Source organism: Pseudomonadales bacterium, assembly GCA_024234615.1.
Taxonomy (GTDB): domain Bacteria; phylum Pseudomonadota; class Gammaproteobacteria; order Pseudomonadales; family IMCC2047; genus JAJFKB01.
The window spans coordinates 473,693-490,928 of record JACKNY010000003.1 but is presented as its reverse complement, the minus strand read 5'-3'; the positions used below and the strand labels follow the sequence as shown (position 1 = coordinate 490,928).

17 protein-coding genes are annotated in these 17,236 nt (G+C 46.3%); 12 read left to right on the top strand and 5 right to left on the bottom strand.

Features of this window, described 5'->3' with window-relative positions:
* Window positions 1-34 precede the first annotated feature (34 nt).
* Window positions 35-496: a RidA family protein gene (locus H6995_15060; GenBank protein MCP5216319.1), complete on the top strand. Its 462-nt coding sequence runs from the start codon at window positions 35-37 to the stop codon at window positions 494-496.
* On the opposite strand, the gene H6995_15055 is transcribed toward H6995_15060, so the two are convergent.
* From H6995_15055 to H6995_15045, 3 genes are read right to left on the bottom strand one after another with little or no spacing between them, the layout of a single operon-like run.
* Window positions 493-1,293 (bottom strand): metal ABC transporter permease, encoded by an 801-nt coding sequence (locus tag H6995_15055; GenBank protein MCP5216318.1) that lies wholly within the window; start codon window positions 1,291-1,293, stop codon window positions 493-495. The genes H6995_15060 and H6995_15055 overlap by 4 nt on opposite strands.
* The gene (gene znuC / locus H6995_15050) at window positions 1,286-2,050 is read right to left on the bottom strand and encodes a zinc ABC transporter ATP-binding protein ZnuC (GenBank protein ID MCP5216317.1); all 765 of its coding nucleotides are present in this window, start codon (window positions 2,048-2,050) and stop codon (window positions 1,286-1,288) included. Before znuC ends, H6995_15055 begins: the two co-directional genes overlap by 8 nt.
* A complete protein-coding gene (locus tag H6995_15045; protein ID MCP5216316.1) occupies window positions 2,047-2,562 on the bottom strand; it encodes a transcriptional repressor in 516 nt (171 codons plus the stop codon). Before H6995_15045 ends, znuC begins: the two co-directional genes overlap by 4 nt.
* Window positions 2,563-2,623: 61 nt before the next feature.
* Here H6995_15045 and H6995_15040 point away from each other — a divergent pair, with 61 nt between their 5' ends.
* Complete coding sequence (locus tag H6995_15040) at window positions 2,624-3,469, top strand: zinc ABC transporter substrate-binding protein (protein ID MCP5216315.1); 846 nt, start codon at window positions 2,624-2,626, stop codon at window positions 3,467-3,469.
* 22 nt (window positions 3,470-3,491) lie between these two features.
* The gene (locus H6995_15035; GenBank protein ID MCP5216314.1) at window positions 3,492-4,403 is read left to right on the top strand and encodes an acyltransferase; all 912 of its coding nucleotides are present in this window, start codon (window positions 3,492-3,494) and stop codon (window positions 4,401-4,403) included.
* On the opposite strand, the gene H6995_15030 is transcribed toward H6995_15035, so the two are convergent.
* Window positions 4,393-4,680: a DUF2782 domain-containing protein gene (locus H6995_15030; GenBank protein MCP5216313.1), complete on the bottom strand. Its 288-nt coding sequence runs from the start codon at window positions 4,678-4,680 to the stop codon at window positions 4,393-4,395. The two genes, H6995_15035 and H6995_15030, sit on opposite strands and share 11 nt — an antisense overlap.
* Before the next feature lie 136 nt (window positions 4,681-4,816).
* On the opposite strand from H6995_15030, the gene polA reads away from it, so the two are divergent.
* Window positions 4,817-7,546 carry a DNA polymerase I gene (gene polA / locus H6995_15025; protein ID MCP5216312.1) on the top strand — a complete coding sequence of 910 codons (2,730 nt, stop codon included), beginning with the start codon at window positions 4,817-4,819 and terminating at the stop codon, window positions 7,544-7,546.
* Window positions 7,547-7,768: 222 nt separating this feature from the next.
* Here the strand turns inward: polA and H6995_15020 are convergent, their stop codons facing one another.
* Complete coding sequence (locus H6995_15020; protein MCP5216311.1) at window positions 7,769-8,380, bottom strand: YihA family ribosome biogenesis GTP-binding protein; 612 nt, start codon at window positions 8,378-8,380, stop codon at window positions 7,769-7,771.
* Window positions 8,381-8,601: 221 nt separating this feature from the next.
* Between H6995_15020 and H6995_15015 the strand changes: the two genes are divergently transcribed.
* From H6995_15015 to H6995_14980, 8 genes are all read left to right on the top strand, one after another.
* On the top strand, window positions 8,602-8,892 hold the full coding sequence (locus tag H6995_15015) for a cytochrome c5 family protein (GenBank protein MCP5216310.1): 291 nt from the start codon (window positions 8,602-8,604) through the stop codon (window positions 8,890-8,892).
* A gap of 36 nt (window positions 8,893-8,928) precedes the next feature.
* Window positions 8,929-9,534, top strand: a complete 606-nt coding sequence (locus tag H6995_15010; protein ID MCP5216309.1) for a cytochrome c4 — start codon at window positions 8,929-8,931, stop codon at window positions 9,532-9,534.
* Window positions 9,535-9,711: 177 nt separating this feature from the next.
* A complete protein-coding gene (locus H6995_15005) occupies window positions 9,712-10,359 on the top strand; it encodes a thiol:disulfide interchange protein DsbA/DsbL (GenBank protein ID MCP5216308.1) in 648 nt (215 codons plus the stop codon).
* 104 nt (window positions 10,360-10,463) lie between these two features.
* Complete coding sequence (locus tag H6995_15000; protein ID MCP5216307.1) at window positions 10,464-11,336, top strand: endonuclease/exonuclease/phosphatase family protein; 873 nt, start codon at window positions 10,464-10,466, stop codon at window positions 11,334-11,336.
* A 189-nt stretch (window positions 11,337-11,525) separates the two neighbouring features.
* The gene (locus tag H6995_14995) at window positions 11,526-13,400 is read left to right on the top strand and encodes a thiamine pyrophosphate-binding protein (protein MCP5216306.1); all 1,875 of its coding nucleotides are present in this window, start codon (window positions 11,526-11,528) and stop codon (window positions 13,398-13,400) included.
* A 9-nt stretch (window positions 13,401-13,409) separates the two neighbouring features.
* Entirely contained in the window at window positions 13,410-14,231 is an 822-nt protein-coding gene (locus H6995_14990) for a citryl-CoA lyase (protein MCP5216305.1), read from the top strand.
* A 34-nt stretch (window positions 14,232-14,265) separates the two neighbouring features.
* Complete coding sequence (locus tag H6995_14985) at window positions 14,266-15,075, top strand: hypothetical protein (protein MCP5216304.1); 810 nt, start codon at window positions 14,266-14,268, stop codon at window positions 15,073-15,075.
* Window positions 15,076-15,156: 81 nt separating this feature from the next.
* Entirely contained in the window at window positions 15,157-17,235 is a 2,079-nt protein-coding gene (locus H6995_14980; protein ID MCP5216303.1) for a TonB-dependent receptor, read from the top strand.
* Window position 17,236: the final 1 nt, after the last annotated feature.

The following is a 17,236-nucleotide window of genomic DNA, read 5'->3' as shown; positions in this document are numbered from 1 at the left end:
ACTACATTGATTTCTCAACAAAGGTGCTTAGTCTATGAAACATACGCTGTTAGCAGTTATCTTTGTGGGAGCAACAATAATTCATTTACCTGGAGCTGTAGCGGCGGATAGGTCTGTGGAATTCCTCAACGTGCGGAAAACAAATTTACCTTTCTCAGATGCTGTCCGAGTCGGAGATCTGCTGTTTCTTTCCGGTAATATTGGTACGGTTCCCGGGAAAATGGCGTTAGCGCCAGGAGGCATTCAGGGTGAAGCCAAGCAAACCTTGGAGAATATAAAAACAACTCTTGAAGCCCATGGGTACGCCATGTCTGATATTGTTAAATGCACGGTAATGCTTGCTGATATTGCAGAGTGGGCAGACTTTAATCAAGTGTATGTTACTTTTTTTAGCCCACCCTACCCGGCGCGTAGCGCTTTTGCGACGAATGGGTTAGCACTCGGTGCTAAAGTTGAGCTCGAATGCATGGCTGCCATTGGCAATAAAAACGATTAGCTAGCCTTTCTAGTCAGTAATCGAAGTGGAATAAGATAACAAGAAAGGAAAACCAAGGCTGCTGCCAGGACAATGGATGGCCCGGTCGCCGTATCCCATTTCAATGACGCAAACACCCCCAACGCGACGGCAATGCAACCTAGCAAGCTGGCCATCAAGGCCATGCTTTCAGGGCTGTGGCTGATGCGGCGTGCGGCAGCTGCAGGAATAATCATCAGAGAAGTAATCAGCAGGACGCCAACAATTTTCATTGCCACAGCGATCACTATTGCCATCAGCAACATCAGTAATAATCGAATTAGCAAAACGGGATAACCTTCAGCTTGAGCCATTTCCTCATCAATGGTAATGGCGAGCAATGGTCGCCAGAAGATCAACAATAACGAAGAAACCACCACTGTTCCGACATAAATCCAAATTAATTCAGTGCTGGTAACGGTGAGTAAATCGCCAAATAGATAAGATAGCAGATCTAGGCGAACGCCTAATAAACCGATACTGATCAAACCGAGAGAAAGGGTACTATGGGCCAATATACCCAACAATGTGTCGGTGGAGATAAAACGGTGTTGTTGCAGCACCACCAATATCACAGCTATCAATACGCAGCAAATGATGACGGCAATATTGAGATTCAAATCAAAAGCAATACCGAGGGCGATGCCAAGTAAGGCGGAGTGCGCGAGGGTATCACCAAAATAAGACATGCGGCGCCAGACTACAAAGGAGCCTAGCGGCCCCGCGATGAGTGCGACACCGATTCCGGCCAATAGCGCGTACCAAATAAAATCAGCCATGGGGGTGTTCCGAGCGGTCGACAATATTGCCCGAATCATCATGGCTATGGTCATGATGGTGCGCGTAGAGCGCAATCGACTTCACCGCCTCGATACCAAAAAGTTCACGGTAAGCCGGGTCGTTGCTTACTCGCTCTGGGTGGCCGGAGCAGCAGATATGATGATTCATGCAAATGACTTGATCGGTTGAGGACATCACCAGATGGAGATCGTGCGAAACCATCAGTACGGCGCAGCGGTATTGAGTACGTATTTTCTTTATCAGCTGATACAGCTCTGTTTGGCCCTGAAGATCGACGCCCTGCACTGGCTCGTCGAGCACCAATAGCTGGGGATTGCGCAATAAGGCACGGGCCAGTAGGACGCGCTGCAATTCGCCGCCGGAAATACTTTGCATTGGGCGCGCAATTAAATGCTGTGCGGATACTTGCTGCAACGCGGTCAGCGTATCAATAGAGTGTGCTGATCGCCACACATTGAGGAAACCTTGTACATTTAACGGAATGGTACGATCCATTTGCAAGCGCTGCGGCATATAACCGATGCGTAAATCCGGCGCTTTGCTGATTCGCCCCGACGTGATTTTTATTAAACCAAGAATGGCCCGAATTAAGGTGCTTTTACCAGCACCGTTGGGGCCAATCAGGGTAATTATTTCTCCCGCGGTAATCGCTAAGCTCACTTTGTCGATGATCAAATCACCACCGATTTTGATGCTCACCTCGTCGAGGGAGATCAGAGAGTTGGGTACATTCATGCTTCGCTTAGCCCTGGTTGGCAACGACTACACAGCCCGATTACTTCGATAGTTTCACTTTGGATAGCGAAACCAAAGGAATCAGCTTTCTGCTGAATGGCCCGATTGATGTTCTGTGAGTCCATTTCGATGGCAATACCGCACTGTGAGCAAAGCAAAAACTGACTAATGTGTTCAGCCTTATGCAGGCTACAACCGACGAAAGCATTTAAGGAAGCGATACGATGAATAAAGCCCTGTGTCAAAAGAAATTCTAAAGCCCGATAGACGGTAGGTGGTGCAATGACCTTACGCTCGCCTTCGTGTTTGTGCGCCGTCAGTTGGGCAATAATGTCGTAGGCACCTAGGGGTTTGTGGCTCTGCCAAATCAAAAATAGCACCTGCTCACGAGTTGGCGTTAGCCTCAAGCCAGCCTCCAGACAGGTTGTTCGAGCTAATGCCATGGCGGTATCCACACAGTCGTTATGATTATGCGGCTGGCAAGCGATATGTTTTTTTACAGAGTTTGGCATGTGACTTAGTTTAACAATAAGTGTTATATTATAACATTATTATTATAGATAGAATTTCTCCATGCAGATTAAAAATTTTGCTTTTATCCTAATATTGCTAATCCCAATCAACCTAAGCGCTAGCGCCCAACCTCGCATATTGGCCAGCATTAAACCGCTACAAATGATCGCGCAAGCAATCCTTGGTGAAGGCCAACAAGCGCAAGTGCTTTTGCCACCTGGTGCGACGCCGCACCACTACAGTATGCGGCCCTCGGACATGGTCAAATTACATGGGGCTGAGGTTATTATTTGGTTAGGCGAAGAGTCGGAAAATTATCTAGCGAAGCCTTTAAAAAAACTGGCAACAGAAAAGTCTGTGTTGAACCTCGAACAATTTCTTAACCGCGGTACCGATGGTTATCTTGATCCGCATTTTTGGCTCAGCGGTAAACGGGCATTGACAGTCGCCAAAGTAATTGCGGCACATTTAATCAAGCTCGATGGTGAACGCGAAGCGGACTATCGCCGCAACCTGGATGCGTTTAGCGCCGATTTAGCGCAGTTAGAAATTCAGATAAGGCAGGATTTCGAAACACAGGGCTTTCGTTATCTGGTTTACCATGACGCTTATCGCTATTTTGAACAGGAATATGGCTTATCGCACCGAGGAATTATTAGCCTCCACCCGGAGGTAAACCCCGGTGCAAAGCATTTTTTGCAATTGCAAAGGACTATAGAAACAGAGAATATCCAATGTATTATTGCGGAACCTGAAAGCAATCCATCGGTATTAGCCACTTTAATGGCAATAAAGGAAATGGAATTATTGGTACTTGATCCGTTGGGCGGCACTATTGCATCGGTGCCGGAAGCCTACTTAATCTTTTTACGAAAGGTTGCTGATACTTTTATGCGCTGTCAATAAAGAAAGGAGTTAAAACTATTCAGTGGAATTGCTACAGCAGATCATTTCAACGCTTAAAGGTGTTTTAAGCCTTATTTTATTGGTTATCTATACCCTGCTGGGGTTGTCACCAGTTATGCTGATTGCATTAGTTAAATGGCTGGCACCGAATCAAGGCTTAAAGCGGCACTGTACGTATGCGGTGGTGAAAATTGCTGAATATCTGGTATATGCGTACAAAACAACTTTTGAAATAATTCACCGCCCGAAATGGGATGTTGCTGGGTTGGATGGATTATCGTCGCAAAACTCCTACTTGATTATCGCTAACCACCAGGCTTGGTCAGATATCCCCGTCCTGGTTTTTTTGCTTGTTGGCAGGGTGCCTTTCTTCAAGTTTTTCCTTAAAAAAGAACTGATTTGGTTGCCATTTATAGGTGTAGCCTGTTGGGCGCTCGACTTTCCCTTTATGCGGCGGCATAGCAAGGAAGAGCTGGCTAATAATCCGCAATGGCGTGGCAAGGATTTGGCAACTACGCGTGAGCTATGCAAAAAACTGGATGGTGAACCTGTCTCTATTGTGAATTTTATTGAAGGCACACGCTTTACGCCACAAAAAAGAATACGGCAGGTTTCGCCCTATCAGCATTTGCTCAAACCTAAGTCCGGTGGGGTTGCTTATGTAGTAAGCATGCTCGGCGATAACTTGGCTGCTGTTATTGATATGAGCATTATTTATCCAGGTGGCCCTCAAAATTTCTGGCAGTTTTTGTCCGGAAAATTAAAGAAAGTGGTGGTAAGAGTCAATAAACGAGCAATCCCCCCGCAGTTACACGAAGGAGATTATCAGGCGTCAGATGAGTATCGTGAAGGTTTTCAGCAGTGGGTGGCATCCCTTTGGCTGGAGAAGGATGCATTGATTGAATCAACGCTAACGAAACCAGTTACCAAGTGATAATTTCCCATTTGGGTACCATAAAGCGCGGCTCATCCACGCGCATAAAGTTGTCGCTACCATCTTCGGCCACCAGATAGTAGGGCTTACCCTTTTTGGGGATCACCTTGATGGCATAGAGAAAGCCGTTAATACGGTATTCGTGCACAACCTTGTCTTCCAGTTGTTTAATAATAATGTCGGGCTCGCCGGACTCTTCTTCAGGTGCAGCTACCACCCAATGAGGAAGTGCGGCGATTAAAGTAATGCAGAGTAGGTTTCTAAGTCGGTAATACATGGGCTCACCTAAAAGTTAATTGAAGGGGTTATGTCGTTAACCAAGAATCACCACATTTAAGTGTTTCATTCTCTGGTTGCGCGGTTATTATAGACAGCATTCTACCCTCAGAATTTAGTTCGTATCAAAAAATATCATGTCAAATACAAATAATGCCCCCTTAGTTCTGGTAGACGGTTCGTCTTACCTGTTTCGTGCATTTCACGCACTGCCCGACCTGCGCACTACTAACAAGCAGCCCACAGGTGCGGTTCGCGGCGTCATCAGTATGATACGTCGTTTGATGAAAGACTACCCTAACTCGCATATTGCCGTCATCTTTGATGCCAAAGGAAAAACCTTTCGACATGACCTCTATGCGGAATATAAAGCTAATCGTCCGCCGATGCCGGATGATCTCAGAGTACAGATTGAACCTATCCACCGCATTATTGAGGCGATGGGGATTCCTTTGTTAGTGATCGACGATGTTGAGGCAGACGATGTTATCGGTACTCTGGCAACACAGGCCACGGAGCATCAATTTGAAACGGTGATCTCTACTGGCGATAAGGATATGGCGCAGCTGGTAAGCGAACATGTCAGCCTGGTCAATACGATGGATGGCACTAAAACGGATAGGCAAGGGGTTGTCGATAAATTCGGAGTGCCAGCCGAGCGCATCATTGATTATCTGGCGTTGGTGGGGGATAGCTCGGATAATATTCCCGGCGTCCCTAAATGCGGCCCGAAGACTGCGGTTAAGTGGCTGAATCAATACGGATCTCTGCAAGTGGTCATGCAGCATGCCGATGAAATTGGTGGTAAAGTCGGTGAAAATTTACGCAGCGTACTAGACATTTTACCCCTCTCCTATCAACTGGCCACGATTAAAACGGATGTTGCTCTGGACGTGACGCCGGAATCCTTAACCCACCAAGAACCAGATCGAGAAACCTTGTTGCGTTGGTTTAAAGAGTTGGAGTTTAAAACCTGGGTGGCGGAACTTGAATCTGACTGTCCGCCAACTGAAGTGGTTAGTGCAGAAGCTAAGAGCGAAGGCGAAATCGGTTCAAATCAGGCGACAGATTATGAGGTTGTGCTCGACAAAGCTAACTTCGAAAAATGGTTGGATAAGATCAATCGGGCAGACTTAGTCGCTTTTGATACGGAAACCACCAGCCTGAATTATATGGAAGCAAAATTGGTGGGTGTTTCCTTAGCGGTAACCCCCTATGAGGCGGCTTATATACCGGTTGGACATGACTATTTGGGCGCGCCAGCTCAGCTGGAGCTGAGTTATGTACTGGCGGAACTGAAGCCTTTTCTGGAAAGCTCAGATCACCGCAAGGTCGGACAAAACTTAAAATATGATATGAATATTTTGGCCAATCATGAGGTCATGCTGGCCGGTATTGCGCAGGACACTATGCTGCAGTCCTATGTGTTGAACTCGACCGAGCGCCACGACATGGATAGCCTGGCATTAAAATATTTAGGCCACGAAACCATCCATTTTGAAGATGTTGCAGGGAAAGGCGCGAAACAACTAACCTTTAATCAGGTTGAAATGGAGTCGGCGGGTAAGTACGCCGCCGAAGATGCGGATATCACTTTGCGGCTATACCGGCAAATGCGCCCGATGCTTGAGGCGGTGCCCTCTTTGCAAAGGGTGTATCAGGAGATTGAATTAGCTTTAGTGCCGGTGCTTTCTCGTATCGAATGTAAGGGAGCGTTGGTGGATGCAAAGATGTTGGGGCAGCAAAGCCAAGAATTAGCAGAACGCTTGCTGGAAATAGAAAGGCAAGCCTTTGACATGGCGGGGGAAGAATTTAATCTGGGCTCGCCAAAACAACTACAAGTGATTTTTTACGAAAAGCTGGGCTTACCAATATTGAAGAAAACCCCGAAAGGACAACCCTCCACAGCAGAACCAGTGTTACAGGAATTAGCGCTGGATTACCCATTGCCGAAAGTGATATTGGAGCACCGCAGTTTAAGTAAACTCAAATCTACCTACACCGACAAACTGCCACTTCAGATCAATCCAAAAACTGGACGAATTCATACCTCCTATCATCAAGCTGTGGCGGCTACCGGGCGTTTATCTTCTTCAGACCCCAATTTACAGAATATTCCAATTAGAACGGCAGAGGGACGAAAAATTCGTAAAGCTTTTATCGCCCCCGAGGGATATAAATTGGTTGCGGCGGATTACTCCCAAATCGAGCTGCGGATTATGGCCCACCTATCGCAGGACAAAGGTTTACTGGAAGCCTTCGCCAAAGGAATGGACGTGCACCGCGCGACCGCCTCAGAGGTGTTTAATACCCGTTTTGATGATGTTTCTAACGAGCAACGTAGAAGTGCCAAAGCCATTAATTTTGGTCTGATTTACGGCATGTCTGCGTTTGGTCTTGGGCGCCAGCTGGGAATTGCCCGCAAAGAAGCACAGGCCTACATCGACCGTTATTTTGAACGTTATCCGGGGGTGCTAACCTATATGGATAACATCCGCAGTCAGGCCGCCGAAAAGGGTTATGTGGAGACTTTGTTCGGTCGCCGCCTTTATCTGCCGGAAATTAATGCGCGTAACGCTATGCAAAGACAAGCGGCGGAGCGAACAGCGATCAACGCACCCATGCAAGGCACAGCAGCGGATATTATCAAAAAAGCAATGATTGAGGTCGATCGGTGGTTAGCGAAAGATAAGCCGGACGCGCAGGTGATTATGCAGGTGCACGATGAGTTGGTATTAGAAGTGGCGGAGCCAGCACTGGATTTGGTAACGCAAAAACTGCGTGAACACATGAGTTCGACGGTCAAATTGGATGTGCCATTGATTGTCGACATTGGTATTGGCGATAATTGGGACGAGGCACATTGATGTTTTAGCAAGAACCAAAAAGGGCAAATTGTTTGGTTCGGGAACTATATTAAAAGAAGGCAGTCTCATTGTTTGTGCTTATACAGTAAGCAAACTGACTTGATCTTCTCCTAGTCAAAGCATCTCCGGAATGCATCCCCGCAGATACCGGAGAATTTCGCCCCATGCATCTCCCCCAAGGGTGTGTGGGGCTTTTTTATGTGTTGATGATTATGCCGGTCGTTATCCCAACTGCAACCATGCGGCTAATTTATTTCTAGCTTCCTCGACACCGGTCAGGGCGGTTCCAGAAAATAGCTGTACGGTGGCAAGCGGTGAGCTTTTCAGAGCTTGCTCAACTTTCAATCTAGTGGACTTTGCTGGGCCGAATTTCAATTTATCCGCCTTGGTTAATAGAATATGAGTGGGCAGCTGGCATTCGCGGGTCCATTTCAGAATGGATTGATCAAATTCAGTCAGTGGGTGGCGGATGTCCATAATTAAAAATAACCCGCACAGGCTGGTACGATTACGCAAATAGTCGTCGATAAAAATTTCCCATTTCTTTTTTTGCGCTAACGGTACTTTCGCATAGCCATAGCCCGGTAGGTCAACCAGCCTGTGTTCAGCTGTTGTCACACTAAAAAAATTGAGTAATTGGGTGCGGCCAGGTGTTTTACTGGTTTTGGCCAATTTTTTTTGCTGAGTTATGGCATTGATTGCGCTTGATTTGCCGGCGTTGGAGCGTCCTGCAAACGCAACCTCCCGGCCCTCTTCCGACGGACACTGGTTGAGCCTTGCTGCGCTGGTTAGAAAACCAGTCTGTTGAAATGGATTTTTGAGGGTATTATTCATGGGCTGCGACTTGTCTGCCTTTCTGATATTGGAAGCGGGAACGGATTATAGCGCGTAACGCAGCAATTAGCGCACATAGTCTACTTGGCCCGGCCACAGGTCTCCCGTTTATGAAAATAATAGTATATACTTCGCCCTGTTTTAAGCAGGGTGGAATGCCGCACTTCTGATAATACCAACTATAATAAAATAGGTATTTTAGTAACGGAGTCTTGTGGCAAATGAAAATATTATGTGCTTGGATATTAGCTGTTAGCTTTACACTCACAGCATCGGCGCAGGAGTTGGGAAAAACCTTCCAAAAAACCTGTGGTTTTTGTCACCAATCGGGGGTCGCTGGAGCACCTAAAATCGGCGACAGAGCCGCTTGGGAACCGCGCTTGAAAAAAGGCATGAAAGTCTTAGTTGAGAGTGTTGTGAGTGGTAAAGGCGCAATGCCTCCGAAAGGTTTATGTGCTAACTGCGGGACAGAAGATTATCGAGCGTTGATTAATTATATGGCGGCTCAGTAAGTCGGGCGAATATTGGTATTAAGTTTAGGATATAAAATGAGAATACAGTTTTTGAGCTTAGTTTTGGGGATGAGTTTGGCGGGTTACGCGGTCGCTGATGGCGATGCCCAGGCCGGTCAAACGAAAGCTGCCGCATGCGGCGCTTGTCATGGTGCTGACGGGAATAGTTTTGTGGCTGCGTTCCCTAAGTTAGCGGGTCAAAATACGAACTATCTGGTTAAACAGATGAAGGATATTATGTCGGGAGCACGTTCAGTGCCGACTATGGCCGGACAGCTGGATGGTAAGTCTGACCAGGATTTAGCAGATATCGCCGCATATTTCGCTAGCCAGAAAGTGTCTGCGGGTGAAGCGAAAAAAGAGTTAGTTGCCTTGGGTGAAAGACTTTATCGAGCCGGCGACAAAGATATTGGGGTTGCTGCTTGTACCGCCTGCCATTCACCTACGGGCTCTGGTAACTCGGCAGCAGGGTACCCTGCGCTGCGTGGGCAGTATGCAGATTATACTGCTGCGCAACTGAAAGCATTTCGAGATGGTCAGCGTACTAATGATGGCGATGCTAAAATCATGAGCACGGTCACTTACCGTCTTAATAATGCTGAGATTGAAGCTCTGGCAAGTTATATTCAAGGGCTGCATTAAGCTGATTAAGCTGGTGCGAGCGAATAAATAAGAGGGTGGCTCAGCCGCCCTTTTTTATAGAGCCTAAACAACTGGGTGTCGTTATTGGTAAGAGAATATTAATTCATCGATCAATTTTCAGATTTGATGGTCTTAGTCAGGCAAATGAATTAATTGATCTTTATATGGAGTTAGCGAATGCGGAAATTAATTAAAAAAAGTTTTCTTATTTTACTCATGATGCCATTGTTAGCCTGTGCTGAGGCTGAACAGGAGTTTCGCGCGGGTGAACACTACGTTGAGTTACCAAGGGCCGCCAGCACCAGTGCTCCTGAAGGGAAAATCGAGGTTGTGGAGCTGTTCTGGTATGGTTGCCCGCATTGTTACCAATTAGAACCACGTTTAGAAAAGTGGGCAACAGAACTACCCAATGATGTAAAATTTGTACGTATGCCTGCAGTGATGGGGCGTGGTTGGGAACTACATGCTCGCGCCTATTATGCCGCTGCCTTACTCGGGGTTGAGGGTAAAACCCATGCGGCCTTATTTGACGCGATACACAAAAAACGTGAAAACCTTTTTGACCAAAAATCGCTAGCCGGATTTTATGCAAAATATGATGTTAAGGAGGCCGACTTTAATCAGGCCTTTAATTCCTTCAGTGTTAATAGCAAAATCATGCAATCGAAAAACCGCCAAAAAGACTACCGAGCAACTGGTGTACCCGCCATTATCGTTAATGGAAAATATCGCGTCGGAGCTGGTATGAAGGCGGGCGAAGATGGACTATTTGAGGTTGTCAATTACCTCATTAGAAAAGAGCGTAAGGCGATGAAGCAGGACTAGTCAGCACTCTGCTTCTAGTGCGAAGTGGGTTTCCTCGTCTTGCCCACTTTAAGAGTAACGAGGTCAGCTAGGCGATCGTACGTTTTGATAGAGCGGTAGTTAGTATGCTTCGACATTTTTCGACTAATTTAAAACGTTCGGCCAACCGTTCGCCTGCAACGCTAGTGTCTTTTGATGACACGCAAAAGAATGGGCCGCCGAAGACCCACAGAACGAGCTTAAAGCTACTCAGTTATAATATCCAAATCGGCATACAGAGTCAGGCGTACCGTCATTATGTGACGCGCGGCTGGCAGCATGTTCTTCCACACTCCCAGCGTTCCGAGAATCTAGACCGCATTGCATCAACCTTGTCGCACTTTGATATTGTTGCGTTGCAGGAAGCGGATGGTGGCAGTATACGTACTGGGCACATTAATCAAGTACGATACTTGGCGGAGGCTGCTGGGTTTCCCTATTGGTATCAGCAGCTCAATCGAAATTTGGGTAAGTTGGCGCAGCATAGTAATGGCGTGCTCAGTCAGCTGAAACCCCAGGTTATTGAAGATCATAAGTTGCCTGGCTTATTGCCTGGACGTGGCGCCATCGTGTTGCGCTATGGCAGTTTGCAGGTGCCTTTAGTGCTAGTCATATTGCACCTTTCGTTGGGTCAGCGCGCGCGCAACAATCAGCTTTCCTACATTAAAGAGCTGATTAAAGATTATCGGCATGTGGTGGTGATGGGTGATTTGAATAGCAATGCCAGTGCCATACTTAAACAACTCTCACCCCTGAGTGAAAGGGGGCTTACATCGCCATCGGGTGTCTTCAATACGTATCCGAGCTGGAAGCCGATTCATAATTATGATCAGATTCTTGTCAGTTCCAGTTTGACAATCAAACATGTAGAAGTGTTAGATCGTACCTTATCTGATCACCTGCCGATAGCGATGGAAATTGAATTGCCGGATGTTCCAGGGTTCGTCTGTGCTAGCTAAGGAATTAATCAACGGGTCCTTAATATCTATCCTATCCAGATCAATTTTATTGAACAGTTTTGTGGGGTAAGGTTGCATAGTTAAAGTTATTTATTATATAAGGGCATGGTAAAACCGAACACCCTCGGAGAATCGAACGGCCAGGCAAACTGAGCTAAGGAAAGAAAGCGATAATGAAAAGGGCGAGTTATGAGCATTGATCTCATTAGTATAGAGCGGCAATGTGAAAGTGAACCTTCGGCTGTTGACATCAATGTTGGGGATTTGTTGGTTGCTTACCTCGAACAGCTCAAAGTCGAATATGTTTTTGGTATTCCGGGCGGTGCTATTGAGCCCTTGTATAATGCGCTAGCGCGCAGCGCCAGACGCGGTGGACCGAAGGCCATTATTGCGAGACATGAAACCGGTGCGGCCTTTATGGCGGATGCCTACGCGAGAAATACTGGTCGGCTGGGGGTTTGCTGCTCAACTACAGGACCGGGTGCTACCAATATGCTTACCGGGGTTGCCTCTTCTTTCGAAAATAGCACACCGCTGTTAGTGATTACACCGCAAACTTCGCTAAATAAATTTGGCCGCAAAGCGATGCAGGAATCGGGCGATACTGGCATTGATTTGGTGGGGATGTACCAGTTTTGCACACGCTATAGTACGCTGGTCAGCCATGTGGAACAGTTTGAGCATAAGCTGGTGTCTGCCATTATGACCGCTTTTAGCTCTCCTAGTGGGCCAACGCATATTAGTATTCCGTCAGATATACTCCATGCCAAAGTGGCTGCCGGACCTTCCTATAATATTCATAAATTACTGCAGCGTCCTATGATGCAGGACGACTTTTCGGTTAACGAACTCATCAAACTTTTGACCGCATCCAAGAAGACTGTATTTGTGTTGGGCGTTGGCGCAAGAGAAGCTGCCAGCCAAGTTATTGATGTTGCGCTGGCCCTAAAAGCCACTATTTTAACGACACCGGATGGTAAAAGTTTTATCAGCCCTTACCACCCACAGTTTCGGGGCGTAATAGGTTTTGCTGGCCATCGTAGCGCTAATAAAGCGCTCTCAGATCCTGCTGTTGACACAGTGGTGGTAGTTGGCGCGTCATTGGGTGAATTCACTTCAAACGCCTGGGATACAGGAGCGATGCTTAATAACAGGTTGATTCATGTCGATGAATTAGAAGCGAATTTTACGCGATCACCGATGGCGAAATTACACGTACGGGGAAGAATTGCAACAATATTCGAGCATGTTATTGCCAGCTTGGCGGAGCGTGAACAGAAACAGAAAGTTATTGCGCTAATTGAAGACCACCAGCGCAGTCGGCCCACTTCAATCGAAAATAATCGCAAAGATAGCTCTGAAAATATGCACTTTGAGCTGGATGATCCACGAAAAATTTTTGATGACAGCATTCCTATTAAGCCACAATGGCTAATGCATCAACTGACACAAATTTTTCCGGTCAACACGCGTTTTCTGGCTGATACCGGCAACAATCTCGCTTGGGCAATTCATTACCTGAACCCCTTTGACCGACGCGTCGGGCAACGTCGACAGCTATCACGTTGGAATAGCGAGCAGCACCGCTATGATTATGGTCGACGGCAGCGCAGTAATGCGTTATTTCAGGTTTGTGCGGAATTTTGCTCGATGGGCTGGTCGCCCGGTAGTGCCATTGGCACAGCGTTGGCAAACCCAGGTGAGCCTGTTGTCTGTATTGTTGGTGATGGCAGTTTTCTTATGTCAGGAAATGAAATTACCGTAGCGCTGCAAGAGAAGTTGTCGGTCATTTTCTTAGTGCTCAACGACACTTCGCTCGGCATGGTAAAACATGGGCAGATACTCAACGAATCTGAAAGCATCGGTCATTATTTGCCAAAGGTTAACTTTTCTGCGCTTGCAGAAGCGATGGGCATTCCCGGATACAAAGTGACAACGCCCAAAGAGCTTAAAGCTCTCAATATTGATGTGATCTGCCATCGAGCAGGCCCAACACTTATTGAAGTAATTATAGATCCCGACGAAGTGCCGCCTATCGCGACACGTATTAAGGGTATGAATTAAGCGACTGCCATGGCCGAAGAAAAAGAGAAAAAGAAAGAGTTTATACATTCCAAAATCTGGGAAGAAATACCCGAACCGGATAACCCCTTTGCGGCTGCTGCTTGCTATTGTTCTGGCTACGATGTTTATGGCGATTTGCTGGGCAAAATAAGCTGGATTGAATATTTATATCTTTTGTTCAAATTAGAACCTCCAACAAAAGATCAAGCGAAACTATTAGAAGGCTTGGCGGTTGCTATTGCCAATCCTGGGCCACGGGATTTGAGTGTGCGAGGAGCGATGAATGGTGGCGTGGGTGGTTCTACAGCTGCTGCTTGCTTGATGGCTGCTTTAGCGCCGGGAGCCGGTCAATATGGCGGGGCAAGAGAAGTATATTTAGCGGTTAAGTTATGGAACAAATGTGGTTTTGATTTAAATTGCTGGCAAGAATCCGTCAAGAATTATGAAAAGGATGAAAAGCTTGAAGTTTGGCCTGAGATGGAGCATCCACCAGGATTTGATCCGCACGGCGTCAGTTGTGCTACGCCAGTAAAACAAACGCTTAAATATTTGTCCGGTATAAGTAGCGGTGCTGCCTTGAAGTGGCTATTAGCCTACCAAACTGAGGTAGAACAGGCTGCGGATTGTCCGCTCGCGATGACAGGTGTTGTTGCAGCGGCGTTGGTTGATTTAAAGTTTGACGCTGAACAGGCGGAGATACTTTTCTTATTACTACGGTTACCTGGAGCGGCAGCCCATGCCTTGGAGCAAAAGCACCAAGGTTGGCGTAAATATCCCTTCTTTTCAAAGGGCGTGGTACTGACAAATGATCCAGGCCCAAGTTTAGAATAACTCAAACTTTATAAATAAACTCTGGGGTGGTGTTATGCGTGGCCCAAAACAGTTATTGGATTGTGAAGATAAGTGGGTAACCGAAATGGGTGCCTGGATTGCCGGTGAGCGAGTTGTATTCAGAGGTAAAGATTTGTTTAAAGAGCTTCATTCAATGAGGTGGATGGGTTTATTGTTATACGGGATAACTGGTAGAGAGTTTAATGATAAGCAAATCAGGTTATTTGAAGGGTTATGGGTTCTTTCTGTAAGCTATCCAGATGCTCGGATTTGGAACAATAGGGTAGCGGCATTAACTGGAAGCGCAAAAGCCACCGGTAGCCTAGGCATTTCAGCCGCTACTGCTGTTTCAGAGGCGAAAGTATATGGGAAACAGGCCGACTTGGCAGCGATTGAGTTCATAAAGAGAGCAAAAAGGCACAAAGATCAGGGGGGAGATTTAACTGAGTTAGTCAAAGCAGAGCTACATACTAAGCGTGCTATTGGTGGCTTTGGTCGCCCTATCATTATGAAGGATGAAAGAATAGCTCCAGTGATGAGGCTGGTAAAAGACTTGGAATATCATCAGGGCGAGTGTTTAAAGATTGCATTTGAGATCGAACAAATTTTAATAAGTGAAAGATTTCGGATGAGGATGAATGTTGGTGGGTTGGTTGCCGCAATTGCTTCGGATCAAAACCTTAGCGCTTTAGAGTATTATTACTATGTCCTTTTAGCGTTTACTGCAGGACACTTTCCTTGTTTTATTGAAGCTCAAGATTACAAAATGGAAGGAACGTTCTTTCCTCTGCGCTGTGAAAGAGTTTCTTATCAAGGAAAACCTCATAGAAAATGGGAAATTTAGAAAAACCGTCTAGACTAAAGACATAACTGCAAAGTGTGTCGAGCATGGACGGTCTTAACCCGTGTTTCTTGAGGTACAAAAATGATTAAGCAAATAAGCTTATTAGCTGTTTCGATTCTAATTGGGTCAACTAATTTAAGCTATGCGGAATTTGCGGAAGAAGATGAGTTGGCTTTGTCATACGGTGATGAGGATTTCATCAGTATCGCTACTGGGAGAAAGCAGCCTATAGCTAAAGCTCCGTCCGTTTCTAGTGTAATAACTGCTGAACAGTTACGTGATATTGGGGCCAAAGATATTTCTGAAGCATTAGAAACAGTACCAGGTCTACATGTCTCCATACAGGCCGCTGGTTATAGCCCGGTTTATACAATTCGGGGTGTTCATTCAGAAGTTAACCCGCAAGTTCTTCTCCTTGTAAATGGGGTTCCCCTCACTAATATTTTTACCGGAAGTCGGGGGCAGGTATGGGGTGGAATGCCGGTAGAGAATATTTCTAGAATTGAAGTAATACGAGGTCCGGGTTCAGCAGTTTTTGGTGCAGATGCGTTTTCTGGAACAATTAATATCATTACAAAGACCGCAAATGAGATTAATGGCTTGGAGTCGGGCTTCTCGTCGGGATCTTTTGATACACACCGAGGATGGCTGCTCTACGGTGGTGAAATTAATTCTTGGGAGGTTGCGTTCTCTATTGAGGCATCAGATTCTAGTGGTCAGCACCAGAAAGTAGTTGCTGACGCACAATCGTTTTTGGATGCTAATCTTTCAACCTTTTCTTCATTGGCTCCCGGAGGAGTTGCTACAGGAGGGGAGTCGATAGATGTTAGAGCTGATATTTCAAAAGGATATTGGAGGTTTAGGCTTGGATATCAGGGCCGTCGAGAAATAGGTACGGGAGCGGGAGCAAGTCAGGCGTTAGATCCTGTAGGTGAAGGTCAAAGCGATAAAATTAACTTCGATATTACATACAAAAATATAGAGGCAATTCAAGATTGGGATATTGAAGCGAGAGTTAGTTATTTTGACGTGTCTACGCAAACCGATCTTATACTATTTCCTGCAGGAGCGTTTGAAACAGTTTTCCCAGGCGGATTTCCAGACGGGGTAATTGGTAGACCTGATGTGTACGAGCGTCATTATCGTATAGATACCTCTGCGTTTTATACGGGGATTGATGGGCACGATATTCGTATGGGCGCGGGTTTTCATTATTTAGATCAATACCGTATAGAAGAATCGAAAAACTTTTTTATCTTAGCAACACCCTCTGGCCCCTTACCGGTGCCTCTAGGTGCCTTAGTTGATGTTACAAATACGATGCCTTACAACCGTGAAGAAGTTCGCGAAGTATCCTATTTGTTTGTTCAGGACGAATGGAAGCTTATTCGAGACTGGTCCCTTACCGCCGGTGTGCGCTATGACCACTATTCCGATTTTGGCGATACTGTTAATCCCCGCTTTGCATTAGTTTGGGATACCGCTTACAACTTCACGACCAAACTTCTTTATGGCAAGGCATTCCGTGCGCCCTCTTTTGCCGAGCAGTTTAATATCAATAATCCCGTTGCGATTGGTAATGACAGCCTTGACCCTGAAATTATTGATACTTATGAGCTTGCCTTTGATTATGTTTACTCCCCGCATTTAAGAATGGGCCTCAATGTTTTCTACTATGAAATGCAGGATATCATTAAGTTTACGCCGACGGCTGAAAACACGGGAGACCAAACCGGGCAAGGCCTGGAGTTTGAGTTTGAATGGAAGGCCAGTGATGACCTAAGTGTTCGTGGTAATTATGCCTATCAGGACTCGGAAGATGAGGACACGAATAGTGATGCACCCAATGCCCCGCAGCAGCAATTCTATCTGCGAGCGGATTACCGATTAACCTCCGCCTGGAGCTTAAACTCTCAGTTGAATCATGTGAAAGATCGCGCCCGTGCGTTTGGGGATTTACGCCCAGATGTGGATGACTACACCACAGTTGACCTCACGGTGCGGGGTAAAGACCTTTTGCCAGGCCTGGAGGTGGCGTTTTCTGTGAGAAATCTAACCGATGAGGATGTCTTTGAGCCGTCTCTTGCTCCAGGACTTATTCCTAATGACTTACCCCTTGCGGGGCGTAGCATATTTGCTGAAATAAGAAAATCTTGGTAAC

Bases quoted from the DNA above. Each gene is read 5' to 3' on its own strand.
- H6995_15060 (MCP5216319.1), top strand. From the start codon at position 35: ATGAAACATACGCTGTTAGCAGTTATCTTTGTGGGAGCAACAATAATT.
- H6995_15055 (MCP5216318.1), bottom strand. From the start codon at position 1,293: ATGGCTGATTTTATTTGGTACGCGCTATTGGCCGGAATCGGTGTCGCA.
- znuC (MCP5216317.1), bottom strand. From the start codon at position 2,050: ATGAATGTACCCAACTCTCTGATCTCCCTCGACGAGGTGAGCATCAAA.
- H6995_15045 (MCP5216316.1), bottom strand. From the start codon at position 2,562: ATGCCAAACTCTGTAAAAAAACATATCGCTTGCCAGCCGCATAATCAT.
- H6995_15040 (MCP5216315.1), top strand. From the start codon at position 2,624: ATGCAGATTAAAAATTTTGCTTTTATCCTAATATTGCTAATCCCAATC.
- H6995_15030 (MCP5216313.1), bottom strand. From the start codon at position 4,680: ATGTATTACCGACTTAGAAACCTACTCTGCATTACTTTAATCGCCGCA.
- polA (MCP5216312.1), top strand. From the start codon at position 4,817: ATGTCAAATACAAATAATGCCCCCTTAGTTCTGGTAGACGGTTCGTCT.
- H6995_15020 (MCP5216311.1), bottom strand. From the start codon at position 8,380: ATGAATAATACCCTCAAAAATCCATTTCAACAGACTGGTTTTCTAACC.
- H6995_15015 (MCP5216310.1), top strand. From the start codon at position 8,602: ATGAAAATATTATGTGCTTGGATATTAGCTGTTAGCTTTACACTCACA.
- H6995_15010 (MCP5216309.1), top strand. From the start codon at position 8,929: ATGAGAATACAGTTTTTGAGCTTAGTTTTGGGGATGAGTTTGGCGGGT.
- H6995_15005 (MCP5216308.1), top strand. From the start codon at position 9,712: ATGCGGAAATTAATTAAAAAAAGTTTTCTTATTTTACTCATGATGCCA.
- H6995_15000 (MCP5216307.1), top strand. From the start codon at position 10,464: ATGCTTCGACATTTTTCGACTAATTTAAAACGTTCGGCCAACCGTTCG.
- H6995_14995 (MCP5216306.1), top strand. From the start codon at position 11,526: ATGAGCATTGATCTCATTAGTATAGAGCGGCAATGTGAAAGTGAACCT.
- H6995_14990 (MCP5216305.1), top strand. From the start codon at position 13,410: ATGGCCGAAGAAAAAGAGAAAAAGAAAGAGTTTATACATTCCAAAATC.
- H6995_14985 (MCP5216304.1), top strand. From the start codon at position 14,266: ATGCGTGGCCCAAAACAGTTATTGGATTGTGAAGATAAGTGGGTAACC.
- H6995_14980 (MCP5216303.1), top strand. From the start codon at position 15,157: ATGATTAAGCAAATAAGCTTATTAGCTGTTTCGATTCTAATTGGGTCA.